The organism is Vibrio sp. 2-1-2a (assembly GCF_032648565.1).
Taxonomy (GTDB): Bacteria; Pseudomonadota; Gammaproteobacteria; order Enterobacterales; family Vibrionaceae; genus Vibrio; species Vibrio diabolicus.
The window spans coordinates 589930-613399 of the sequence record NZ_WBOH01000002.1; the positions used below are offsets into that span (position 1 = coordinate 589930).

The 23470-nt window shown below is 45.3% G+C and carries 22 protein-coding genes; 6 read left to right on the plus strand and 16 right to left on the minus strand.

Annotated elements, in window-relative coordinates:
* The first annotated feature begins 35 nt into the window (after positions 1-35).
* Complete coding sequence (locus F7Y48_RS07360; protein ID WP_048625937.1) at positions 36-2384, plus strand: PilZ domain-containing protein; 2349 nt, start codon at positions 36-38, stop codon at positions 2382-2384.
* A 64-nt stretch (positions 2385-2448) separates the two neighbouring features.
* Here the strand turns inward: F7Y48_RS07360 and serB are convergent, their stop codons facing one another.
* On the minus strand, positions 2449-3429 hold the full coding sequence (gene serB / locus F7Y48_RS07365; RefSeq protein WP_046875038.1) for a phosphoserine phosphatase: 981 nt from the start codon (positions 3427-3429) through the stop codon (positions 2449-2451).
* Positions 3430-3520: 91 nt separating this feature from the next.
* Here serB and F7Y48_RS07370 point away from each other — a divergent pair, with 91 nt between their 5' ends.
* Positions 3521-4126, plus strand: a complete 606-nt coding sequence (locus tag F7Y48_RS07370) for a YtjB family periplasmic protein (protein WP_041852892.1) — start codon at positions 3521-3523, stop codon at positions 4124-4126.
* A 96-nt stretch (positions 4127-4222) separates the two neighbouring features.
* Here the strand turns inward: F7Y48_RS07370 and deoD are convergent, their stop codons facing one another.
* The 10 genes from deoD to F7Y48_RS07420 all read right to left on the minus strand — a co-directional run bounded on the left by deoD (position 4223) and on the right by F7Y48_RS07420 (position 14352).
* Positions 4223-4942: a purine-nucleoside phosphorylase gene (gene deoD, locus F7Y48_RS07375; RefSeq protein WP_005456104.1), complete on the minus strand. Its 720-nt coding sequence runs from the start codon at positions 4940-4942 to the stop codon at positions 4223-4225.
* Positions 4943-5080: 138 nt separating this feature from the next.
* The gene (locus F7Y48_RS07380; protein WP_046875039.1) at positions 5081-6301 is read right to left on the minus strand and encodes a phosphopentomutase; all 1221 of its coding nucleotides are present in this window, start codon (positions 6299-6301) and stop codon (positions 5081-5083) included.
* A gap of 68 nt (positions 6302-6369) precedes the next feature.
* Positions 6370-7698 (minus strand): thymidine phosphorylase, encoded by a 1329-nt coding sequence (gene deoA, locus F7Y48_RS07385; RefSeq protein WP_316682987.1) that lies wholly within the window; start codon positions 7696-7698, stop codon positions 6370-6372.
* A gap of 97 nt (positions 7699-7795) precedes the next feature.
* On the minus strand, positions 7796-8572 hold the full coding sequence (gene deoC, locus F7Y48_RS07390; RefSeq protein WP_006742378.1) for a deoxyribose-phosphate aldolase: 777 nt from the start codon (positions 8570-8572) through the stop codon (positions 7796-7798).
* Between the two features lie 581 nt (positions 8573-9153).
* Positions 9154-10437: a NupC/NupG family nucleoside CNT transporter gene (locus tag F7Y48_RS07395; protein WP_006742377.1), complete on the minus strand. Its 1284-nt coding sequence runs from the start codon at positions 10435-10437 to the stop codon at positions 9154-9156.
* Between the two features lie 204 nt (positions 10438-10641).
* Positions 10642-11415 (minus strand): TatD family hydrolase, encoded by a 774-nt coding sequence (locus tag F7Y48_RS07400; RefSeq protein ID WP_046875041.1) that lies wholly within the window; start codon positions 11413-11415, stop codon positions 10642-10644.
* On the minus strand, positions 11402-11599 hold the full coding sequence (locus F7Y48_RS07405) for a DUF5363 family protein (protein WP_046875042.1): 198 nt from the start codon (positions 11597-11599) through the stop codon (positions 11402-11404). The genes F7Y48_RS07400 and F7Y48_RS07405 overlap by 14 nt, the downstream gene beginning before the upstream one ends.
* Positions 11600-11694: 95 nt before the next feature.
* Positions 11695-13284 carry a peptide chain release factor 3 gene (prfC, locus tag F7Y48_RS07410; protein ID WP_012841453.1) on the minus strand — a complete coding sequence of 530 codons (1590 nt, stop codon included), beginning with the start codon at positions 13282-13284 and terminating at the stop codon, positions 11695-11697.
* 146 nt (positions 13285-13430) lie between these two features.
* On the minus strand, positions 13431-13886 hold the full coding sequence (gene rimI, locus F7Y48_RS07415) for a ribosomal protein S18-alanine N-acetyltransferase (RefSeq protein WP_005394641.1): 456 nt from the start codon (positions 13884-13886) through the stop codon (positions 13431-13433).
* Positions 13887-13941: 55 nt separating this feature from the next.
* On the minus strand, positions 13942-14352 hold the full coding sequence (locus F7Y48_RS07420; protein ID WP_316682989.1) for a DNA polymerase III subunit psi: 411 nt from the start codon (positions 14350-14352) through the stop codon (positions 13942-13944).
* Between the two features lie 150 nt (positions 14353-14502).
* Here F7Y48_RS07420 and F7Y48_RS07425 point away from each other — a divergent pair, with 150 nt between their 5' ends.
* Complete coding sequence (locus tag F7Y48_RS07425; RefSeq protein WP_316682990.1) at positions 14503-14949, plus strand: hypothetical protein; 447 nt, start codon at positions 14503-14505, stop codon at positions 14947-14949.
* Positions 14950-15013: 64 nt separating this feature from the next.
* Here the strand turns inward: F7Y48_RS07425 and F7Y48_RS07430 are convergent, their stop codons facing one another.
* Both F7Y48_RS07430 and F7Y48_RS07435 read right to left on the minus strand, forming a co-directional pair.
* Positions 15014-15517: an N-acetyltransferase gene (locus F7Y48_RS07430; protein WP_316682991.1), complete on the minus strand. Its 504-nt coding sequence runs from the start codon at positions 15515-15517 to the stop codon at positions 15014-15016.
* A complete protein-coding gene (locus F7Y48_RS07435; protein WP_005394645.1) occupies positions 15501-16028 on the minus strand; it encodes an SCP2 domain-containing protein in 528 nt (175 codons plus the stop codon). Before F7Y48_RS07435 ends, F7Y48_RS07430 begins: the two co-directional genes overlap by 17 nt.
* Positions 16029-16391: 363 nt before the next feature.
* On the opposite strand from F7Y48_RS07435, the gene F7Y48_RS07440 reads away from it, so the two are divergent.
* The 3 genes from F7Y48_RS07440 (at position 16392) to F7Y48_RS07450 (ending at position 20477) form a co-directional block, all read left to right on the plus strand.
* The gene (locus F7Y48_RS07440; RefSeq protein WP_005394646.1) at positions 16392-18431 is read left to right on the plus strand and encodes a bifunctional diguanylate cyclase/phosphodiesterase; all 2040 of its coding nucleotides are present in this window, start codon (positions 16392-16394) and stop codon (positions 18429-18431) included.
* Between the two features lie 133 nt (positions 18432-18564).
* A complete protein-coding gene (locus F7Y48_RS07445) occupies positions 18565-19578 on the plus strand; it encodes a peptidase U32 family protein (protein ID WP_047008948.1) in 1014 nt (337 codons plus the stop codon).
* A 20-nt stretch (positions 19579-19598) separates the two neighbouring features.
* Positions 19599-20477: a U32 family peptidase gene (locus F7Y48_RS07450; RefSeq protein WP_085342718.1), complete on the plus strand. Its 879-nt coding sequence runs from the start codon at positions 19599-19601 to the stop codon at positions 20475-20477.
* Positions 20478-20529: 52 nt separating this feature from the next.
* Here the strand turns inward: F7Y48_RS07450 and F7Y48_RS07455 are convergent, their stop codons facing one another.
* The 3 genes from F7Y48_RS07455 to nlpI all read right to left on the minus strand — a co-directional run bounded on the left by F7Y48_RS07455 (position 20530) and on the right by nlpI (position 23443).
* The gene (locus tag F7Y48_RS07455) at positions 20530-21876 is read right to left on the minus strand and encodes an MATE family efflux transporter (protein WP_046875047.1); all 1347 of its coding nucleotides are present in this window, start codon (positions 21874-21876) and stop codon (positions 20530-20532) included.
* A gap of 124 nt (positions 21877-22000) precedes the next feature.
* A complete protein-coding gene (locus tag F7Y48_RS07460) occupies positions 22001-22423 on the minus strand; it encodes a MarR family winged helix-turn-helix transcriptional regulator (protein ID WP_005394653.1) in 423 nt (140 codons plus the stop codon).
* 99 nt (positions 22424-22522) lie between these two features.
* Entirely contained in the window at positions 22523-23443 is a 921-nt protein-coding gene (gene nlpI / locus F7Y48_RS07465; RefSeq protein ID WP_316682992.1) for a lipoprotein NlpI, read from the minus strand.
* Positions 23444-23470: the final 27 nt, after the last annotated feature.

Sequence of the window (23470 nt, forward strand, 5' to 3'; positions counted from 1 at the left end):
ACAATTTAAAGTAACGACATACTCTAACAGAAATAATGCAGCAATCTGAAATTCTCTCGATCGCAGAACGACTCATTCCCGTTTACGGTTCGGATGACTTTGACTTTGTCCTTGGCCAATTGACCGAGGAAGAGCCGCCTTCGGCCAAAATCTTAGTGAAGATGGAACTTAATCGCTTGATGGCTCCGTGCAAAAAAAGCATCGATCTGCGCGGTCGCGTCCAAGGTGAATGTCGCGAGTATATTTTGGATGGTATTCCACATTGGTTAGATGACGTTGCTTTCAACGCTTACCATAAAAACATCAAAAAGTTTGGCGGCTACACTGAGGGAATGTGGGAAGCTTTGGTCAACACACGGAATAACTTTCGCGTAATGAGCAAACGTCTTACTCAACAAAAAACGCAATCGTTAACGGATCCTAAAAGCCCTTTCTTAGCGGAGCCCGTTCACCTCGGCTATGACTTAAAGCGCCAAGAAAAGCGCTTGAAAGTCCAATCTCAAGTCGAGATTTGCCGCTCTAAAGGGCAACTTCTGCATGGGTTAAGCATTGACTTATCCTGCTCTGGCGCAAAGTTCAAAGTCCCAAGTGCGTTTAAATATAACCTTGGGGAGATTATTCAGGTCACGTTTACTGAATTTGCCAGCAAATCTCAGGTTGCCGGTATAGAGAAACCGCTGGCGTACCGCATACTTGCGGTTGATGACTGTTACGAGAATGACTCAGTTCGATACCTCAGAACCATACGTTTAACTGAAACCAATGTCGTTACTCGAGTGATCGATGAAGCGCTCAACAGCGCAGCTAAAAGAGCTCGTCACGATAATCAAGATAAGATCATTCGAGCTCGAACTCGTGGTTATGAGCACATCGCGCTTAAGCACACCAGCAGCTTACCTCTATTCTTTGATGGCAGTGAGCTGAAACTCGCTATGTTGACGCCAAACAATCAAAAGCTTTGGCAGTACTGGCATGATGAAAGGAACCAGCAAATGTTTGGATCCTTATTTAATGAGAAGCGAGTCGCGTCACTCATTAAACCTGGCGTTAAAGGCACCACAAACGTCCTTTATTCATTTACTCACGAGCACGAAAACCGAACCTATTTCTATTCGATGCTTCGTCCTGAGGCCACTCGTGAACAACGCCAGCTATTTTGGCATTTAGGTGCTAAACGTGAAAGTTGGCGCGCGTTTAGAATTTCGATATTTGAACTGTCAGAGCAAGAACAGGAAGACTTAGCCGCTTTCTCTCCGGAGTTGGCTGAAACGTCCCAATCATTGACTCATATTGGCATCTTGCAAGAAATTGCTGACGAAAAATCAGGGCAGGATTATCTGCTCACTGAAAAGCCGCGCTTACCCGCGAATACGTTAAATGCATTTCGCCATCCGAGAAGAATTATAGGCAACCCGAAAGGCATTTATTTTGATGCCAAGTCTCGTCGTAAAGAGCCACGTTACCGATTTAAGACCCCAATAGAACTGCGCTCTGGACCCGTCACAGCGAGCGGCAGCACCGTCGATATTTCAAAGCGAGGGCTCGGCATTAAACTGGACGAACCTACCATGTTGCGCTCTGGGCAAGAGGTTCAGGTCAACTTCCGAGAGTTACAACTCTACGACAAAAAGCTGCCTTTAACGTCGGTGCCATACCGGGTAATTCGTGTTAGCCCAGATGGCTGTAGCGTACAGCTAGTTATTGATGAAAGCAGCCACACCATTAAAGTGATCGCCTTTTTCAACAGCATTATCGAGCACAATCAAGATAAGTTGATCCCGCAAAAAGAGATGCTACCGAGTAATGCGTTACTTGAAAGACTGCATAGCATGTTGCTCTCTCGAACTCTGAGCACACCCATTTTTATCAGTAAAACTACGTCGTCTTCAATCAAAACCCCCGTTATTGGGGTGAATTTGCCGCTACCTAAGCACATTGAGCTTTTTGCACGCCTTGGGCACGATCAATTGTTGTCACTTGAACCTATCTTTAAAGGTCGAACAAGCACATTAATCGCAGAGCCGATAAAGCGTGTAGAGGGAGCTCAAGCAAGGCATCAGGATATCTACATTAGCGCAGCCAAAGTCGGCAATAAAATTACAGGCATTGAGTCTAAGCTTCATCAAGAGTTCAACAGCGTAAAAGAACGGATTCAATTTATAAAGAAAGCGCGAATGATGGGTGACTTCTACGTGATTCGCTTATCTACAGCCCCAATTTTCGATCCGATGACATCGTTGCTGCAACAAGATTTAAGTGACTTAACCCAATTTGGTGTACATCAAGCGAGCAAATTAGAAAAGGAGCTGACCGCTTTGGTCGGTTACAGTGAGTTTGAAGACATTACGGAAGAAGTTGTAATTAGATTGGAGTTAACCGAGTAAGTTTAGAGCCATACTAAGTCAACGAAAAACACCGCCAGAAAGGCGGTGTTTTTGAATGGATAAATTAAGGTTTTGCTTTCCAGCTGACCTTTTGCTGCTTCACCAGTGCACCAGATAAAATACAGAGCACACCGCCTAAGCCTGCAAAGCGAATCGCAGATTGCGCTTGAGCTTCCACTTTAGGTTTTGCGTGGTACGCGATACCTAAGCCCGCCACCGACATCATCACAAGATCGTTAGCGCCATCACCGACAGCAACCGTGTTGTGCTGCTCAATTTCATATTCATCCGCCAATTCCACCAGGATGTCTGACTTCATCTGCGCGGTAACCACATCGCCAAGTACGTTCCCGGTGAGCTTACCATCAATGATTTCTAACTGATTAGAGCGAGCAAAATCTAAATCGACTTTATCTTTGATGTAATCCGAGAAGTAAGTAAAACCACCGGAAGCAATCGCTGTTTTCCAACCTAGTGCTTTTAACGTTGCGATTAACGCTTCAAAGTCCGGCATAAATGGCAATTGGGAACGAACTTGTTCAAGAATTGACTCATCAGCTCCTTTGAGCTTGCCTACGCGTTGACGCAAGCTTTGCTCAAAATCCAGTTCACCTTGCATCGCACGTTCAGTAACTTCTGCCACCTCATCCCCGACTCCGGCCAGTTTTGCGATTTCATCAATACACTCTATCTGGATTGCCGTTGAGTCCATGTCAAATACAATCAAACCTTGGGTTGAGAGATCTGGAACTTCATTAAGCGAGGCGTAATCCAAGTTGAGGCTTTGTAAGATCGTTTCGTGTTGAGGGGTCAACTCTCCTGCCATCAAGGCGACTTCATATTGGCCAACTTTCCACGTTTCTAACACGGGGTTGTAGACACCTGTGAAGAAATCAATGTCTTCAAAATGACGTGGCGAAAGGTATTCTGCAAACACTATCCAGTTTGCTTTTGCTTTATCTAGTTGGGAGGCAAATCGAGTCTCGGGTAATCGTTTTAAAAGTGTCGTATGTTTTCTGATAGGCAAGCTTTTTGACGCGTCCATGTATATAATCCCTTATGACTTTGCTAAAACGTTACCTCAACAAACTAAAAAGGCAAGTCTTTGTTTTATTTTAAATGGATGAGTAAAGAGCATGAGTGAATCCTTGTTCTCAGTAAGGAATGCCCTAAGAATTCTGGCACTAATCCTACTGTGTGTGATGTTGTTTATCACGATCAAAAACAGTGTTGTGATCAGTAAGGGCAACGAGAAAATTCAAGCACAGCAGCTTGAGACACTCACCAAAGTTTTGATTTCACAGGCGTCTCTTTCTGCCAGTGAAATGATTTTGACCAAAGATCAAGAACGCTTACTTAAGCTGACAAACCAGCTAGCACAAGACCGTTTGGTGTTTGATGCGACAATATATGATGCACAAGGCGTACGTTTAGCGTCTAGTGAAGATGCGCTATCGGTACGCGAAGTTTTAGGCTTAGACACGCCTTTGGCAACAGCTTCCATTGGCCGCCAGCAGTTGGTTGAACCAGTATTTGCCGATGAAGCACTCATCGGTTTTGTTCGCGTCACCTTTGAGACAGGTCGTGTAACCGCGATTTCTGACCACCACTATCGTAAGAGTGATCGCTACATGTACATGATGGTGCTAATGAGTTTTGTTTGCGGCATGTTATTCATTATGATTTTACGTAGACAGCCTATCCGCCGTAAAAAAGCGCAAAATCTACTGCTAACCAAATAGTCAGTCGGTAATCGCATCTAATACAAAAACAGCCCGCATTGTGCGGGCTGTTCTTTTAGTTCTTAATGTCAAGAAACTAAGATGACTCTTTGTCGCTTATTCTGCGTCGCCTAGCAATACTGAATCTAGTGCGATTAGCATCATGTCGTTGAATGTTGTTTGACGCTCATCAGAAGTTGTTTGCTCACCCGTTTTGATGTGATCTGATACTGTACAGATTGTCAGAGCTTTTGCACCGTATTCTGCCGCTACGCCGTAAATACCCGCCGCTTCCATTTCAACACCAACAATGCCGTACTTGTCCATTACGTCGAACATTTCTGGATCTGGCGTGTAGAAAAGCTCCGCTGAAAATAGGTTCCCGACTTTCACATCAATGCCACGTGCTTTTGCTGCGTCTTCTGCCGCGCGAACCATTTTATAGTCTGCGATTGCTGCAAAGTCATGACCTTTAAAACGGATACGGTTCACTTTAGAATCCGTACACGCGCCCATGCCGATCACAACATCACGCACTTTGATGTCTTCGTTTACTGCGCCACAGCTACCAACACGGATGATTTTCTTCACGCCGAAGTCTTTAATTAGCTCCGTTGCGTAAATCGAGCATGATGGGATACCCATACCGTGGCCCATAACCGAGATCTTACGGCCTTTGTATGTGCCTGTGTAACCGAACATATTACGCACATCACACACTTGCACAACGTCTTCAAGGAAAGTTTCTGCGATGTATTTTGCACGTAGCGGGTCACCCGGCATCAGTACGACGTCTGCGAATGCGCCCATTTCAGCATTGATATGTGGAGTTGCCATTTTCTTTTCCTTAACCTTTCTCTAGCGCTCCGCGCTTAAGGCGATATAAGCCAGAGTATTCTCATTTCCGACAAGCAGTACTTGCATACTGCAAACATAAAACTAGGAGCATTCAGCTCCTAGTTTTCAATATCCTAATTATAGGAAATTCTTACCGTAATCCATTGGAGAAGTACCGAAGTAGCTCGCCAATGTTTGGCCAATGTCTGCGAATGTTTCGCGGCGGCCAAGAGAGCCTGCTGGCACTTTTTGACCGTAAACCAATACTGGGATGTGCTCACGAGTATGGTCAGTACCTGGCCATGTTGGGTCACAGCCGTGATCTGCTGTTAGGATAAGCACGTCATCTTCACCCATCAGTTCTAGCACTTCATTGATGCGACCATCAAAGTACTCAAGCGCTGCAGCGTAACCCGCCACATCACGACGGTGACCGTAAGCAGAATCGAAGTCGACGAAGTTAGTGAATACGATGGTGTTATCACCCGCTTCTTTTATCGCTTCTTTCGTTGCTTCAAATAGTGCTGGAATGCCTGTTGCTTTGGTTTTCTTAGTGATCCCACAACCTGCATAAATATCTGAAATCTTACCGATGGAATGAACCTGACCGCCCTTCTCATCAACTAACTTTTGTAAGATAGTCGCTGATGGTGGCTCTACAGATAGGTCACGACGGTTACCCGTACGCTCAAATTGACCTTTACCCGGGCCAATGAATGGGCGCGCGATTACACGGCCGATGTTGTAATCTTCTAGTTCTTCACGCGCAATTTGGCAAAGCTCTAGTAGACGGTCTAGACCGAATGTCTCTTCGTGACAGGCGATTTGGAATACAGAGTCCGCAGAGGTGTAGAAGATTGGCTGCCCAGTCTTCATATGCTCTTCACCCAAGTCATCAAGAACTTGAGTACCAGATGCGTGGCAGTTACCTAGGAAACCGTCAAGACCCGCGCGCTCAAGGATGCGATCCGTCAGATCTTTAGGGAAGCTGTTTGCTTTGTCTGTGAAGTAACCCCAGTCAAACAGAACAGGAACACCTGCGATTTCCCAGTGACCAGACGGCGTGTCTTTACCAGAAGAAAGCTCTGCTGCGTGACCGTACGCACCAATGATTTCTGCATCTGCGTCTAGGCCAGGTGCAAAGCGTCCTGTTGACTCTTTATGTGCCATTGCCAAACCAAGTTTGGATAGGTTTGGCAGGCGAAGTGCGCCTTGACGTTGGTCGTTATCTGCTAAGCCTTTTTCACATTGTTCTGCGATGTGGCCTAGTGTGTCTGAACCTACATCACCAAATTTCTCAGCGTCAGCGGTTGCACCAATACCGAATGAGTCTAGTACTAAAATAAATGCTCTTTTCATTGCTCGTTCCTTAGGCCCACTCGGCTTTTTATTATGGTTGAGTAGGCCTTGTGTAATTACTTGTTCTATTAAATATCTTCTGCACGAATTTGGCGGTAAACCTCTGGAGTTGGTGTGTACTCACCACCTACTTTGATTGCACTGCGCAGTGCTTTTGCCGCTTCTTCCCACTGCTCTTCACTGCGAGCGTGGATAACGGCAAGAGGTTTATCGCTATCTGCAACTTCACCCAAGCGGATGAACTCGTCGAAACCTACGGCATAGTCGATTTCATCAGTAGCAACACGGCGACCACCACCCATAGCAACGACAGCCATGCCAATCTCACGCGTGTCCATTGCTGAAACAATGCCCGTTTCCGTCGCGTAAACAGGCTTGATGATTTCCGCTTTTTCTAGGTAGTTATCGTAGCTTTCTACGAAGTCTGCTGGGCCGCCAAGACCCGCAACCATCTTGCCGAAGCATGCTGCTGCTTTACCGTTGTCTAGTGCTTCCATCAACTTCGCACGTGCATCTTCTGTGTTCTCAGCCAGTTTGCCAAGTACCAGCATTTCTGCACAAGAAGCCATAGTGACTTCAAGTAGGCGTGGGTTACGGTATTCACCCGTTAGGAAACGAACCGCTTCACGAACTTCCACCGCATTACCTGCCGAAGAGGCCAATACTTGGTTCATGTCTGTCAGGATTGCAGTGGTCTTAGTACCCGCACCGTTTGCTACTGCAACGATTGATTTCGCTAGCTCTTCTGACGCTTCGTAAGTTGGCATGAATGCACCAGAGCCGACTTTAACGTCCATCACTAGCGACTCCAGACCCGCTGCCAATTTCTTAGAAAGAATGGAAGCAGTGATCAGAGAAATGTTGTCTACGGTTGCGGTAATATCACGAGTCGCGTAAACACGCTTATCCGCTGGAGCTAGGTCACCGGTTTGACCGATGATCGCCACACCAGCGTCTTTAGTTACTTGCCCAAACACATCGTTGCTTGGTATGATGTTGTAGCCTGGAATAGACTCAAGCTTATCTAGCGTACCGCCTGTGTGGCCAAGACCACGGCCAGAGATCATTGGTACGAAACCGCCACATGCTGCCACCATAGGGCCAAGCATCAAAGACGTTACGTCACCCACACCGCCAGTAGAGTGTTTGTCGACAATTGGGCCACCAAAGTTCATGTGGCTCCAGTCGATAACCATGCCCGAATCACGCATTGCACACGTTAGGGCGATGCGCTCATCCATGGTCATTTCATTGAAGAAAATCGTCATAGCAAACGCCGCGATCTGACCTTCAGATACGGTATTATTTGCTACGCCTTGAATAAAGAAGTTGATTTCGTCTGCGGTAAGTACTTCACCGTCACGTTTTTTACGAATGATTTCTTGTGGTAAATACATTAGTGCCTCCCATGCTCTCAGTGAGCCATGGTTAAGTAGGATAGAAGAGGTTTGGTAGCACCCGTTTAGGTGCTACCGTTCAGACATATTATTGGGATTAGTACGCTGCTGGATCAGCAGTTTCGTCTGTCACTTCTAATGTATTTAGTAGGTTAGTTAGCAGGCTAGACGCACCGAAACGGTAGTGACGGGCATCAACCCAGTTGTCACCTAGGATTTCGTCAGCCATTGCTAGGTATGCAGCTGCGTCTTCAGCAGTGCGCACACCACCTGCTGGTTTGAAACCAACAGTTTCTGCAACACCCATGTCGCGAATCACTTCAAGCATCATGCGTGCGTATTCTGGTGTTGCGTTTACTGGCACTTTACCAGTTGAAGTTTTAATGAAGTCAGCACCTGCTTCAATACAGATTTGAGATGCTTTCTTGATTAGTGCTTCTTCTTTTAGTTCACCCGTTTCGATGATGACTTTAAGAAGAATATCACCACAAGCCTCTTTACATTGCTTAACTAGTTCGAAGCCTACTTTCTCATCACCTGCCATTAGCGCGCGGTAAGGGAAAACTACGTCAACTTCGTCTGCACCGTAAGCAACCGCCGCTTTTGTTTCAGCAACAGCGATTTCGATGTCGTCGTTACCGTGTGGGAAGTTCGTTACTGTTGCAATGCGAACCTCTGGTGTACCTTGCTCACGAAGTGTCTTCTTAGCAATAGGAATAAAGCGAGGGTAAATACAAATTGCAGCTGTGTTGCCTACTGCTGTTTTCGCGTCATGACATAATGAAATCACTTTTGCATCAGTGTCATCGTCATTCAACGTAGTTAGGTCCATAAGTTTAAGTGCACGTAGCGCTGCTGCTTTTAAATCGCTCATTTCTATCTCCGATCAATATTCAAAAAATTCACTACTCAGCCTTACATCACGTCTCTAACTATAATCAACAAGTCGAGACAATGTGAGTAAATGGCTAAACAGTCTATTAATGAACGGACTTGGTTCCCTGAAGACTCGGCATATACAGCGAAAATTTCATATGCCAATTGCTATCCTTGTCACCGCACAGTACCAGTTTGGCCTATGGCACAACAATCTATGATTGCGGTGTCTTTAATATCACATCACACAGCAAAACGCCTATTAGATCTGATATTGCTGGGCAAGTCATTTGCCCATCGATTATGTAATATTCATTACGTGATTAAGTATCAACCTTAACCACTATCCTGTGATTAATACATTATAGAGTTTCACCGCAAAACTGTAGCACCAAATAGAGCGCAAACGGTTTGTATCTCAAAATTTCCTAGCCCCTATTCCATCGGCTGCGTAACTCATAGACTGAGTCCGGCACCCGGTGAAATTTTAGAGCCCGAAAAACGAAAAATGCCCCGCAGCAATCTCTTGCTACAGGGCATGATGTAAAACGGCGTCTATATATTAAGAACCGATTCTAATTATAGTGCTGCAAGGCTTAAGCAGAAGCCTGCAATTGTCGCTGCCATAAGGTTAGACAACGTACCTGCAAGAACAGCTTTAACACCCATGCGAGCGATGTCACTACGACGGTTTGGTGCAAGGCTACCTAGACCACCAAGTAGAATCGCGATAGAAGAAAGGTTCGCGAAACCACATAGTGCGAATGAGATGATAGCTGTTGTCTTCTCAGACATTACTTCACCAGTTGCCGCGATTACTTGAGCGTTTTCACCTAGGTATGGTGTGAAGTTCAAGTAAGCAACGAATTCGTTCACTACGATTTTCTGACCAATGAATGAACCAGCAGTTACTGCTTCAGCCCATGGAACACCGATTAGGAATGCTAGTGGAGAGAATGCGTAACCTAGGATTAGCTCTAGCGTTAGTTCTGGCATGCCGAACCAACCACCGATGCCACCTAGCATACCGTTGATCAGCGCGATTAGACCAACGAATGCGATTAGCATTGCACCTACGTTAAGCGCAAGTTGTAGACCAGAAGCCGCACCGCCCGCTGCTGCGTCGATTACGTTTACTGGTTTGTCGTCGCCGCCGTCCATCGCTTCTTCGATACTTTCGTGAGGCTGGTCAGTCTCTGGGTGAAGGATTTTAGCGAATAGTAGACCACCTGGTGCCGCCATGAATGATGCTGCTACTAGGTACTCTAGTGGAACACCCATTGAAGCGTAGCCCGCTAGTACACCACCAGCAACAGAAGCTAGGCCACCACACATTACCGCGAATAGCTCTGATTGAGTCATTTTTGGAACGAATGGACGAACAACTAGAGGTGCTTCTGTTTGACCTACGAAAATGTTTGCTGCTGCTGACATTGATTCCGCACGTGAAGTGCCCAGCGCTTTTTGTAGTGCGCCACCAAGAATCTTGATAACCCATTGCATAACGCCAATGTAGTAAAGAACTGAAATCAGTGCAGAGAAGAAGATCAGTGTAGGAAGAACACGGAATGCGAAGATGAAACCGCCGCCGCCGAATACTTCGAACATCTTGTCAGAAACAAGACCACCGAACAGGAATGATGAACCATCGTTACCGTAGTTGATAACGTTAGAAACACCTGAAGAGAAACCGTTTAGTAGATCACGGCCCCAAGGTACATACAGAACAAATGCACCTAATGCGAATTGGATAGCGAATGCGCCACCCACAGTTCTTAGATTGATAGCTTTTCGGTTATTAGAAAATGCCACTGCAATCGCAAGAAGCACTACCATACCGATTAGGCTCATAAACAGGCTCATAGTTTATGACTTCCTTATAAGTTATTTATTGGCGTGTTACAAAATGGAGCTATAAAGCGGGAGCAATTATACTCATGCAGAATCAATTAAAGTAATGCCAGCCTCACACTTTCCTATAAGATTCATGATTGATTCAGCCAGCTTTGTGAGTTAATTCACAATAAACAGGAAAACGTTTTCTATTTCAAACCACATCTTTAGATTTTATTCACATATCGAGAAAGCAAAATTGCTATTTTTCCATAACTGAGAGGCAATCGATTGCTTTGAGCCGTTATGCAACTCTACGAGCTCATTAAAGACGTGAATGAGTTTGGCTGGGTGATTCGACTCCCCTTGATATCCAAGTATAGGCATATCCGGTGCATCTGTTTCGATCACGAGATGTTTGAGTGGTAATTTTTGAATTGCGTCGCGCGTTTTTTTCGCTCTTGGGTAGGTGATGGTTCCTCCTACACCGATAAAAAAACCTAATTTGACCCACTCCATTGCTTGCTGATAACTCCCAGAGAAAGCATGTAGCACGCCTCCCCGAGGGAGCTTCGCCGCTTTAACCATTTGAATAAGGCGATTGTGCGCTTTTCGGCTATGTAAAATAACTGGGAGTTCGAAGCGTCTAGCCAGTTCAAATTGAACTTCAAGTGTCTTTTCTTGCAACTGTGGGTCAACATCAATGGCAAAATCTAGCCCACACTCTCCTATTGCCACGCACTGGGGAACATTTTGTTTTAGATAATGTTCCAATTCAGCAAAGTGCTGCTCGACGTTATCTTCAAGAAAATACGGATGAAACCCAAGGGCGTAATACAAATTGGCATGTTGATCTGCCAAGGTTTGAATACGAGCCCAGTTTTGAGGTCCCACTGAAGGAATCAGAATTCTTGTCACACCTTGCGTTTGAGCTAGCTGAAGTTGATGTGCAAAGTCACCTTGGAATACATCAAAGTCAAAGTGACAATGGGTATCAAAGAGCTTCATCTTGAGACTTTTTATCTGTACCGACAAACTGAGAATCAGAAAATAGCAGAGCTTCACTGTTCTCTTCATTTTGATGGGCAGGATCTTTTCGATACGGAACGCAGCTGCGTTTTTGATCGGGGGTTAGCCCCATCTCCTTGCACCAGTCGTCGTAACGCTTCAATCCTCGTTTAAACCAGTTCATATCTCATCCTTATAAAAAACGCCCTTGGCTAAGTTTATAGCCAAGGGCGTTTTAAAATCTAGTTTGCGTTAAAGCTTACCCAAACCGCTTTTTGATTAGTGCTCACGCGTCGCACGGAAATCAATATCAGGGAAACGCTCTTTCGCCAAGTTTAAGTTAACCATTGTTGGAGCAATATACGTTAGGTTATCACCACCATCCAATGCTAAGTTTGCTTGGTTCTTACGTTGGAACTCATCCAGTTTCTTCGCATCATCACACTCAACCCAACGCGCAGTTGCAACGTTGATGCCTTCATAAATCGCTTCAACGTTATATTCAGACTTCAAACGAGCCACAACAACATCGAACTGAAGTACACCAACGGCACCAACGATCAGATCGTTGTTTTGTAGTGGACGGAATACCTGTACCGCACCTTCTTCTGATAGTTGCACCAAGCCTTTTAGTAGCTGTTTCTGCTTTAGTGGATCTTTCAGGCGAATACGACGGAACAGTTCCGGGGCAAAGTTCGGAATACCAGAGAACTTCAGTGACTCACCTTGAGTAAAGGTATCACCAATCTGGATAGTTCCGTGGTTGTGCAGACCAATGATATCACCCGCGTAAGCGTGTTCTGCACGTGAACGGTCACCCGCCATAAAGGTTACTGCATCAGAGATACTCACCTGCTTGCCAAGACGAACGTGGTTCATCTTCATACCCTGCGTGTAAGTACCCGATACAATACGCATGAATGCGATACGGTCACGGTGTTTCGGGTCCATGTTTGCTTGGATCTTGAATACGAAACCAGAGAACTTCTCTTCTGTCGCTTCAACTTCACGCTCAACCGCTTGACGCGTTTTCGGTGCTGGTGCCCACTCTGTTAGACCGTCTAGCATGTGGTCTACACCGAAGTTACCTAATGCGGTACCGAAGTAAACTGGCGTCAGGTCACCTGTTAAGAACATTTCCAAATCAAACTCAGGGCAAGCCCCCATAACAAGCTCAAGCTCTTCTCGAACACTTTCCGCAAGGCCTGCACCGACTTTTTCATCAAGCTCTGGGTTATCTAGACCTTTGATGATTCGAACTTCTTGAATCTCATGACCGTGACCAGATTCGTATAAAATCGTTTCATCACGGTGAATGTGGTACACACCTTTAAACTCTTTACCACAGCCGATTGGCCACGTGATAGGCGCACACATCATGCCCAATTCGTTTTCTACTTCGTCCAATACTTCCATTGGATCACGAACGTCACGGTCAAGTTTGTTCATAAAGGTCACGATTGGCGTATCACGTAGACGGGTTACTTCCATCAACTTACGAGTACGATCCTCGACACCTTTCGCAGCATCGATAACCATCAAACACGAGTCGACTGCCGTTAGAGTACGATATGTATCTTCCGAGAAGTCTTCGTGTCCAGGAGTATCAAGTAGGTTTACCAGGCAATCATTGTAAGGGAACTGCATCACAGACGTGGTTACCGAGATACCACGTTCCTTTTCCATTTCCATCCAGTCTGATTTTGCGTGCTGTGCATTACCACGACCTTTAACCGTACCTGCTTTTTGAATCGCGTTTCCGAATAAAAGGACTTTTTCAGTAATGGTGGTTTTACCCGCATCCGGGTGAGAAATAATAGCGAACGTTCTACGTTTAGACACTTCGCTTAGAAAAGGTGTATTTGACATGAAACTGGTCTTCTTTGATGTCTGAATGCTTGCTCGAAAAGCAAACACGCTTTTTAGATTCAATATTGCGCGGTATTCTCGCTTATTATTGCCTCAGGGGCAACTGATCGCTTTAGGGACGACTTCCCTAATGGGATGCGTTAACGTTAGTGAAAGAAGAGATAACTCATGATGATCGCATCTTCTTTTCCCGTGCCAGTTTTAGCAGGGTAATAGTTATGACGTCGATCAACTTCATTGAATCCAGCTTGTTCATAAATATAAATAGCAGGCTTATTACTCTCTCGCACCTCAAGCCAAGCACTCTCCGCTTTTGATTGCTCACAATGTTCTAAGAACGCATCCAACAGTTTTTGACCATAGCCTTTACCCTGAAGATGCGGCGCGATAGCAATATTCAGCAACGTAACTTCACCGACAATATTCTGCGCATAGAAGTAGCCAATCACCATCTCGCCATCGAGCATCACATGATGACATGCTCCACGGCTGGATAAATCACGTACCAAAGACTCTGCCCACGGATGCGAGTGTGCTTGCTGCTCAATTTGCCAAACTTGATCTAAGTGCTCAGCGCACATTGGTAAGATTTTAGTTGTCATTATTTACCTAGGGGTTCATGTGCAATACCAATTGCAGTAAAACGGGGATTAATGCTTATTTGCTCGAATTGTTGTAAGAACAAATCTGTTGCCAAAGTGCACGTTTTTGTTGGGTATTCCCATCCACATCTTGCAACAATGGCGATGTCAGTTGTTTAGTGTCAGGCAATACTTCGGCTTCACACCCTGTAAACCAAACCCACTCAAGCTCGTGCTGGCCAAGTAATGGAAATCGCTCTGGCTCAATATGTAACGCTTGGTCAAGCGTTAACTTCATACTCTTTAGGATGTTTTCAAACAAAACCGCCGTCTCATTCTCTGGACATACCGGAGAGATCAACAGGAGTTTGCAAGAACTTTGCAAATCGATTTTTGGCGATTGGTAACCTGCCAATCTATCTGGGTGTACCAGCTCCCATGTGCTGATGCCCATTTCGTGTAAATACTGTTTCTCGTTAATTGACATTTTCCGTCACCTATTTGAACGAGGGCAATCCTAACAAATAATCGTGATTATACCTAAAGGACTTCAAGGAACACCTCAATACATTGGAATGATTGAACTGTTCTGCCTATGACAATGGCCACACCGTAGGTATAACATATGAGGTACATTATGAAATTCTTACCTACACTGCTGCTTTGCGCACTGGTAGCCACCACCAGCATGAGTATTTTTGCTAATAGCAGCGATGAGTGGGAGCTGCTTGCAACGAAAACCGTCAAATTCCAAACAGAAACGGATACCGTGACACCAAATAGCCTATTCCGAAATCGCAGCTTCAGTAAAATTAAACTGAAATGTGTGCAGGGCACGGTAGACATTAACGACTTAAAAGTCGTGATGACGGACGGTAGTGAGAAAAAGCTAACCTCTATGGGTGTGCTAACAAGTGGATTATCGACTCGTGCATGGAGCCTTCCCGACTCAAGAGAAGCGAAGCTAAAACAGATTGAAATGACTTACAGTAGTTGGGGCAGCAGAAAACTCAATGTTTTAGGGCTAAGTAAGAAAGCAAAAATAGAGGTTTGGGGTAAGAAGAAAAGTGACCAATCGTCTTAATCTCCCTATCTCAGTTTTCAATGAACTAAGAAAGAAGCCCACTGAGTTAGTGGGCTTCTTTCATTTACAGTTCAGAGAACTCTGGCGCGTAATCTATGCGTCCGGAGCGTCCGGCACATTGACCTTCGACCAACTCTGCGATACGAAATGCACCTTTAGGAACATCCCAAGCGCATTCGAATCCCATCTCGTCGCATGATTGAAAGCCCTGGCGCGCGTAATAATCAGGATAGCCCAACACCACACACACTGGATAGCCAAAATCACGCAGTGAATCAAAACCTTCTTTGATCAACTCTGCAGCGATGCCTTGGCGACGGTAATCTTCATGAACAGCCAATGGCGCCAGCCCTTGCCACGACAAATCTTCACCATTTAAGGTCACTGGGCTAAATAAAGCATGGCCTATCACCTCTCCCTCATCTGTACACGCGACTAAGGAAAGTGTGAATTTGCTGTTTTCGCGCAAACGCATCACAAGCTTAGCTTCAGCTTCCGTCGGGAAGGCGTGTTTCAATAAGCGGTCAATGGTAAGAATGTCCGCAGGGGCTTCAGTTCGAATAAGCATTCGCTACTCCGGTTGGTTGTGCTGGCGCTTGAACCCCTTTCTGAACAAAATCAGCCAATTGATTCAAAGCGACTTGCATTGCTTTCGGTAACTGCTCTAAGTCGACACTGTCCATTAAGTTTTTCACTTCTAAGCCAAGCTCAGTATCGCCTTCAATTGAAAGGCGACGTTGGAAGAACAGTGTGTCAGGGTCTTCTTTACGACCAGCAATCAGTACTAGGTCGTTTAGATTACCACTAAAACTCACATCTTCCTGAACTGGTTTTTCAGCTACCACTAATTTTTCGTCTTGATAGCTGATGTACCATGCTAAGTTCAAGTCTTTAATCGCAACTTTTAACCACTTGTCTTCAAGGAACTCAAAGTCACCATCTTCCAAGGCTTCTTTAAACACCATTTTTAGCCCCTCCAGCAATGCTTTTTGCTGAATTGGCTGTGGTAATAACTGGACTGGAGAACGCAAAATGTTAGCTGCGTTCTTTACTAGTTGACTGCGAATCTTGTTTAACACGTTCATTATCCGTTACTTTGTCATTAGGTTGCCTATATTAAGCAATCGTGGCAATGAGATTACTGTTATGTATCAATAAAGTGCTTATTTTAGATTGGTGGATTATTGTTCACTAACGCTTCTTTTTTTGAAGTTACGTGTATTATTGATGCGAACAGGTGGATAAACACTTTTACAACCGTATTTTCAAAGTTATAGTTATCTGAGCGTATCCATGTGATTGTCAACTGTAAAGTTAAAACCGCGAGCCCTTTAATGGCAAGCGATACTGTGACTTGATAGTAGACCGCCGCAGGCTTATCAGGGTGTCGCTTTTTATACACGGACGAATAATCTGGCTCATTGGAGATCGGTAATACCCTAATGCCTTCCCAGCAATTAAAACATTGGTTTGCCACGCTAACCTCAAATAGCCCTTTCTTCTTTGCCATTCTTGATAAAAAACACAATTATCGAATGGTAAGTGACCGTTACTGCGATATCGCAGGTTTAAGTCATGAGGAAATCATCGGCTTAAACGATTGCCAGGTACTGGGCGAGCAGTTTTATAAAAAGCTGGCGCCCTACTATCAGCGTGCATTCAAAGGAACGCATGTCGAAGCCGAAATCACCCTCGATGAAACCGACCTTGAAACCAGCCTGCACTTTAGTCTGTCACCGGTTTTTGAAGGTAACGAAATTCGCTTTGTCGTTTTTCACGCTGTGGATACTTCAGAAAAGCAGATCCTCGTACGCTCCTTGGAGGAGTCCGAAAGTAAATTTGCTAAATTGACACAACTACTGCCTGACGGTCTGCTGCTTATCGAAGATGACATTATCATCTCTGCCAACCCTGCATCAGCACGCCTTCTGGGACTGAACTCTCCCCATGAGTTGCTAGGCGAGGAGCTCAGCCGTCTATTCATCGATGAAAACAGCAAGAAAGTGTTTAGTCATCGTTTGAGTGCATTAATTTCTGACAAGCCTTTTGTTTGCTTAACCAGCGCGAGATGTGGCTTTGAACGAAAAGTTCAGTTACACGCTGATTCCACGGCGATATTAGGTAGCGAGTCTCAAATCATCCTGATCCAAGACGCTGACGATACACCCAAGAATTTGTCTTCTGCATCGAATGAAGACATACACATTGATTCGCTCACCAAACTCTACAACCGCTTTGGCTTCACCAAACGTTTGGAACAGCTGATCAAAAAGCAAACACCGCTTCTGGTGTTCTATTTGGATATCGATAACTTCAAAAATATTAATGACTCACTTGGTCACCACATTGGCGATAAAGTGATTCAAGAGGTATCGGCCCGTCTTAAACGATTACTGCCAAATCAAGCGATTATTGGTCATTTGGGTGGCGATGAGTTTGGCGTCATTCTGCCAGAACCAGAAAATACCCGCATGGCTGAAATTTTGTCAGATCGCATTATCTCGTTGATCAACCAGCCTTTCGATTTACACCACTTCAGCAAACGCCTTGCGTGCTCAATTGGTAGCGTTCGTTACCCTGAAGACGGGCAAGATGCGCGAATCCTGCTACAAAATGCCGATACTGCGATGTATGAAGCCAAAGATCGTGGCCGAAATCGCCTGATCAAATTTAACGACCAGATGAACAAAGAAGCGCGCATGCGTTTGTGGCTTGAAATCGAACTGCAAAAAGCATTGCAGCAGAACGGTTTGGAGGTGTGGTATCAACCAAAGGTTAACGCGCGTGACTTCAGCATTAACGGTGCCGAAGCGCTCGTTCGTTGGAAACACCCTGTCGAAGGTTACATTAGCCCAGGTTCATTCATTCCTGTCGCCGAGCGTGCAGGGTTAATCGAACACCTTGGACGCGTCGTGATGCGTGATGTTTTCAATACGGTAAAACGTTGGAAACAACAAGGCATACTGCCAGGTCGTGTCGCTATCAACCTCTCTCCCGAGCAATTTGGTAACCCACAGCTGATCGACTTTATGGAAAAGTTACTTCGCACTACCGAGCTTGACCCAAGCTGCATTACCTTCGAGCTAACCGAAAGTGCCGTGATGAGTGATAGCGAACATACACTGCAAATGCTGAATGCGATTAAGAAGCTGGGCTTCGCCCTCTCTATCGATGACTTTGGTACTGGTTACTCTTCCCTTTCCTACTTAGCGCGCTTCCCTATCGACGAGCTGAAAATCGACCGCGCGTTTATTAACGATATCGACACGCTACCCAAACAGGTCACTGTGATTGAAAACATCATTAATCTGGGTAAATCACTCGACTTGACGGTCGTTGCCGAGGGGGTGGAAACCCACCAGCAAGCTACTTTGCTCTCTAACCTTCAATGTAATGCGATTCAAGGATTCCATTTTTATCGCCCACAGCCAAAACATGAAATTGAAGAGCTGTTTGTACAGAATCGTCGTCACAAGAACTAACCCCGACTCGATACCCTTACTCTCAAGGGGTAAATATCGACTTTATTGAGCTAAACCTAACTTAGGTCAATTTCGCTATTCATAATTCTTCATAAAATGCGGACACCTTTTTATTCTCAATGATTGTGAGCATATGGAACTCTTGTGTCCCGCGGGTAACCTGCCTGCGTTAAAAACTGCGATTGATTGCGGTGCCGATGCCGTCTACATTGGCTTCAAAGATGATACCAACGCCCGTCACTTTGCTGGCCTCAACTTTAACGGCAAAAAGTTAGAAAAAGCGGTGCAATACGTTCACGACCGCGACAAAAAAATTCATGTCGCGTTGAATACCTTCGCTCATCCCAATGGCTTCGAGCGCTGGACGAACGCGGTAGACAATGCAGCGGCACTGGGTGTGGACGCGTTGATTGTTGCAGACATTGCCGTGCTGGAGTATGCAGCTCGCAAATATCCCGATCTGGAGCTACACCTTTCAGTGCAAGCATCAGCGACCAACGTCGCAGCCATTGATTTTTATAAACAGAACTTCAACGTAAAACGTGTGGTACTACCTCGCGTCTTATCGATTCATCAGGTCAAACAGCTTTCGCGCAACATCACTAGCGATGTCGAATTAGAAGTCTTTGCTTTTGGTAGCCTTTGTATTATGTCCGAAGGCCGTTGTTATTTGTCATCATACATGACGGGTGAGTCACCAAACACTGTGGGTGCCTGTTCTCCTGCCAAATACGTTCGTTGGCAAGAAACTGATCAAGGCCTTGAGTCTCGTCTGAACAACATCCTAATTGACCGCTACTGCGCAGGAGAAAACGCAGGCTACCCCACGCTCTGTAAAGGTCGTTTTGAAACAGAAATTGATGGTGAGAAAAAACGCTATCATGCTCTGGAAGAGCCAACCAGTTTGAACACCCTTTCGATGCTGCCAGAACTGTTTGCCGCTAATGTCGCATCTGTAAAAATTGAAGGGCGCCAACGCAGCCCAGCTTACGTAGAGCAAGTCACTCGAACATGGCGAGCCGCGATCGATCGCTACCAAGCCAACCCAGAAGCTTACCAAGTTGAAGCCGCATGGGATGCGACGCTCGCAAATGTGTCGGAAGGAACGCAAACCACCCTAGGTGCTTACCACCGTAAATGGCAGTAGAGGTTAAGATGGATAACTCAATGAAATACGCACTTGGCCCACTACTCTATTTTTGGCCAAAACAAGATGTAGAAGCCTTCTACCAACAAGCAAAACAAAGCTCTGCAGACATTATTTACTTGGGTGAATCGGTTTGCTCTAAACGCAGAGAAATGAAACCAGCCCACTGGTTGGAAATCGCCAAAGACTTATCTGCCTCTGGCAAGCAAGTCGTTATCTCTACGATGGCGCTACTGGAAGCACCTAGTGAAGTAAACATCATGAAGAAGTACATCAATAACGGTGACTTCGCCATTGAGGCTAATGACGTATCGGCGGTTCAATTAGCATCAGAGCATAAAGTGCCTTTCGTCGTTGGTCCTGCAATCAATACTTATAACGCACACACGCTCAACTTATTTTTGAAGCAAGGTATGATGCGTTGGTGCATGCCTGTCGAGCTCTCTCGCGAATGGTTAAACGATACTTTAGTTCAGTGTGACGAGCTTGGTATTCGTAACAAGTTTGAAGTTGAGGTATTTAGCCACGGTTATTTACCTTTAGCGTATTCCGCTCGCTGTTTCACAGCCCGAGCTGAAAACCGAGCGAAAGACGATTGCGAAACCTGCTGTATCAAATACCCAACAGGAATCCAGGTCAGTAGCCAAGAAGGGCAAGAAGTCTTTAACCTTAACGGTATTCAAACGCAATCAGGGTATTGTTATAACCTGATCAATGACTTACCAAGCATGCAAGGGCTGGTTGATGTGGTCCGCTTAAGCCCTCTCGGTGTGAGTACACTTTCTGAGTTAGAGCATTTTCGCTCAAACGAGCACGGCGACAACCCTGAAAAACTCGAAAGCCGCCAATGCAATGGCTATTGGCATCAGCTAGCTGGCTTAGAAGTAAAAAACATTTAGCTTCCCAAAAAAGAAAAGCGAGGCCCAACCTCGCTTTCTCTATCAGCCATTGTTAACAGGCTTGCACTGTTGGCTCAGCCGAAGTTTCGTTTAGCAGCTTTTTCACGTCCCGCCACAACATACTGACCACGACTAAACTCAGCGCAATATTAGACAATGGGAAAGCCAGCCAAATGCCTGTCACGCCAAACAGTTTCGGCATAACGAACAAAAACGGCAGTTGAACCAACATGTTGCCTAGTGTCACAAACATGGCTTTGCTGCCTTTGTTTACCGATTGGTAGTACGCAGCCGCCACAACTAAAAAGCCATCTAGGAACAACGCAAACATGTGTAAACGAATCCCTATCACCGTGCTATCAATCAACTGTTGATCAGCATTGTTAAACACCGAGACCAACTCGTACGGGAAAAGGTTCATCAAACCCACAAACGCTACACCACCAAGCACAGATGTCCCCATTGCGACTTGCAGTAATTTTCTGACGTTCGCCTGGTTGCGCGCCCCGTGATTGAAACTCACTAGAGGTTGCATACCGTTCGCGATTCCCTCTGCAATCAGATAGTAAACCGTCACGATATATCCCAAAATAGCATACGCCCCTATTAACATTGCACTTCCGTACTGAGCAAATAATGCGTTGTGCATTGCCACCATCACAGAGCCGTACGCGTACATAAAGAAGCTAGATGTACCGATCATTATAATCTTTGGTGCAACATCAACTTGAACCTTAAAGTCACAGATTCGAAGGCGTAAGGTCGCTTTTGAAGTAAAGAAGTAACCGATACCAAGCACGGTTACCACCAATTGTGCCAGCGCTGTAGCAATGGCCGCTCCGGTTAACTCCCACCCCAACCAAGCAATAAATACGTAGTCTAATACAATATTAATGACGGCACCGATGACCATCAGCATCGTTGCTAAGTTCGGGCTGTCGTCATTGCGTAAAAGAAATGGAACCGCGATAGAGCCTAGCGTAAATACGCACGCGACAATCAGAATATGCAGATATTGCAGCGCGAGTTCAAACACTCGCCCTTCCGCCCCCTGCCAGCGAATAAATTCATCGGCAAAATAGAACAATATGGTAGCAACGACCGGCATCAATATCGCTAACAACCCCAATCCGGTCGTTAAAATACGCTTCGCACCTTCATGATCGTTTTCTCCTTGCTTAATCGACGTTAGCGCACCAGTCCCCACCCCAATCATCATCCCTATACCGAGGATAGAACCGATGATCGGCCACGCCACATTGATCCCTGCTAATCCGTCAGCACCAACATAACGGCCAATAAAAATGCCATCAACTATTTGATATAAACCGTTCACGAGCATTGCTGCGACGGTTGGAATCGTATATTTCCAAAACTGTCTATAAATTGAGTTTTGCATGACTGCCACCAGTAGTTAGCAAAGCTAACCATTTAATTAGCAAGACTAACTAAATGGTTAAATTAAATAAAAGAAAAATGAAACACCAAAGGCTAATGCGTACAGCGGAGGCCTTTGGTTTAGTTTAAAATGACTTATTGCTCAATGCTTTATTCAGTAAAGCTTGTAACTGCTCAGCTTCTTGCTGATTTAATTGTTGCATCATTTGTTCAGAGATATCTTTGTAAACCACCTGCTCCAAAGACATTTTTTCTGCGACTTCTTCTGTCAGCAATACACGCTTAGCACGGGCATCCTCATTACATGCGATGCGTTTCACCAAACCCTTTTTTTCCAAACGAACAACCATTGTCGATGCGGAAGGCTTAGTCACTTGCAACTCTTCTGCAAGATCGGTTATTCGTACACCCTCAGGGTAAACCTGAATCACACGTAAATAATCGAACTCATTAAAGCTTAGATGTGATAACGGATCTTCTTTGGCATAAACACGCCAAGCTTTGGCGCAAAAACGCTCTAAATCAATCAAGCTTTCTTCTAGTGCCATAAAATCCACCACCACTTAGTTAGCAAGGCTAACTATTTTAAATGAGTCACTCATCAAGTTCAATCATAAAAAAAGCCGCTCTCATCGAGCGGCTCTAAATCATTCAATTTCCTGCTTCTTAGCGGCCTTTAGCTTGGCTAATCTGTCTTGCTGTAATTGATCGTAGATTTGTGCCAGTTCCAAGAAGGAATACCGGTGCTCAACATAATCATAAACATTGAACGAAATCGCGAGCTTATAAAGTGAGATGGCACTTGCGATGTCACCTTCAAGCTGATTACGCTTTCCAAGGTAGAAATACGTTTCCGTCAATCGTTCAGCTAGGCGATAGTTCTCTCTCGTTCCATCCATAATAGCTTTAAGCGCGTCTTCGTCCGAGACGTCTCGTAGCATGATAGCAACAAGAACCCATCCCCACTCTTCACTACGATCTCGTAAATAACGCAGTTGAAGATTGGCTTTTGCTTGCTCTGGATTTTGCTCAGCTTCGATGATGTACAGCCATAATGAACGAAAAGGATCCGTTGGCATTTCTTGATAGTGCTTGGTCATATCTTCTAAAGCGAGATCGATTCGGCCACCATAATACAGTGCAATCGCACGGTTGCGCTCAGCATAGGTATTATCCGGAGCCAACTCTATGGTCGAGTCAAACGCTTCATAAGCCGCGTCAAACTCCCCCACTTGGGTGAAATACACCCCCAAAAGATTGAAGATATCCGGTTGAGCAGGATTCAACTGCAAAGACTGGTTAAAGTCCAAACGGGCAAGATCACGCAAACCAACGCTATCGTAGTAGCTACCGCGCTCATAATGCATTTTAGCGCGTACTTCATCACTGAGATCAGGACGTTGTAGCAACTGCGATAAACGCGCGATTTGTACTTCTTGTTGAACGCTAGGCTGAAGTGGCACCGCCATCGGTGGATATAGCCACTTTTGTGCTGATTGCTGAGAAGTATTTGCACAACCGGTCAGCGCGATAGCAACACATAAACTTGCGGTTTGAAACCATTTCACTAATTGATACTCCTGTTTGGACCGCTC

What these genes read in the sequence shown, in the direction of transcription:
- F7Y48_RS07360 (WP_048625937.1), top strand. Translation starts at nt 36, where the DNA reads ATGCAGCAATCTGAAATTCTCTCGATCGCAGAACGACTCATTCCCGTT.
- serB (WP_046875038.1), bottom strand. Translation starts at nt 3,429, where the DNA reads ATGGACGCGTCAAAAAGCTTGCCTATCAGAAAACATACGACACTTTTA.
- F7Y48_RS07370 (WP_041852892.1), top strand. Translation starts at nt 3,521, where the DNA reads ATGAGTGAATCCTTGTTCTCAGTAAGGAATGCCCTAAGAATTCTGGCA.
- deoD (WP_005456104.1), bottom strand. Translation starts at nt 4,942, where the DNA reads ATGGCAACTCCACATATCAATGCTGAAATGGGCGCATTCGCAGACGTC.
- F7Y48_RS07380 (WP_046875039.1), bottom strand. Translation starts at nt 6,301, where the DNA reads ATGAAAAGAGCATTTATTTTAGTACTAGACTCATTCGGTATTGGTGCA.
- deoA (WP_316682987.1), bottom strand. Translation starts at nt 7,698, where the DNA reads ATGTATTTACCACAAGAAATCATTCGTAAAAAACGTGACGGTGAAGTA.
- deoC (WP_006742378.1), bottom strand. Translation starts at nt 8,572, where the DNA reads ATGAGCGATTTAAAAGCAGCAGCGCTACGTGCACTTAAACTTATGGAC.
- F7Y48_RS07395 (WP_006742377.1), bottom strand. Translation starts at nt 10,437, where the DNA reads ATGAGCCTGTTTATGAGCCTAATCGGTATGGTAGTGCTTCTTGCGATT.
- F7Y48_RS07400 (WP_046875041.1), bottom strand. Translation starts at nt 11,415, where the DNA reads ATGAAGCTCTTTGATACCCATTGTCACTTTGACTTTGATGTATTCCAA.
- F7Y48_RS07405 (WP_046875042.1), bottom strand. Translation starts at nt 11,599, where the DNA reads ATGAACTGGTTTAAACGAGGATTGAAGCGTTACGACGACTGGTGCAAG.
- prfC (WP_012841453.1), bottom strand. Translation starts at nt 13,284, where the DNA reads ATGTCAAATACACCTTTTCTAAGCGAAGTGTCTAAACGTAGAACGTTC.
- rimI (WP_005394641.1), bottom strand. Translation starts at nt 13,886, where the DNA reads ATGACAACTAAAATCTTACCAATGTGCGCTGAGCACTTAGATCAAGTT.
- F7Y48_RS07420 (WP_316682989.1), bottom strand. Translation starts at nt 14,352, where the DNA reads ATGTCAATTAACGAGAAACAGTATTTACACGAAATGGGCATCAGCACA.
- F7Y48_RS07425 (WP_316682990.1), top strand. Translation starts at nt 14,503, where the DNA reads ATGAAATTCTTACCTACACTGCTGCTTTGCGCACTGGTAGCCACCACC.
- F7Y48_RS07430 (WP_316682991.1), bottom strand. Translation starts at nt 15,517, where the DNA reads ATGCTTATTCGAACTGAAGCCCCTGCGGACATTCTTACCATTGACCGC.
- F7Y48_RS07440 (WP_005394646.1), top strand. Translation starts at nt 16,392, where the DNA reads ATGCCTTCCCAGCAATTAAAACATTGGTTTGCCACGCTAACCTCAAAT.
- F7Y48_RS07445 (WP_047008948.1), top strand. Translation starts at nt 18,565, where the DNA reads ATGGAACTCTTGTGTCCCGCGGGTAACCTGCCTGCGTTAAAAACTGCG.
- F7Y48_RS07450 (WP_085342718.1), top strand. Translation starts at nt 19,599, where the DNA reads ATGAAATACGCACTTGGCCCACTACTCTATTTTTGGCCAAAACAAGAT.
- F7Y48_RS07455 (WP_046875047.1), bottom strand. Translation starts at nt 21,876, where the DNA reads ATGCAAAACTCAATTTATAGACAGTTTTGGAAATATACGATTCCAACC.
- F7Y48_RS07460 (WP_005394653.1), bottom strand. Translation starts at nt 22,423, where the DNA reads ATGGCACTAGAAGAAAGCTTGATTGATTTAGAGCGTTTTTGCGCCAAA.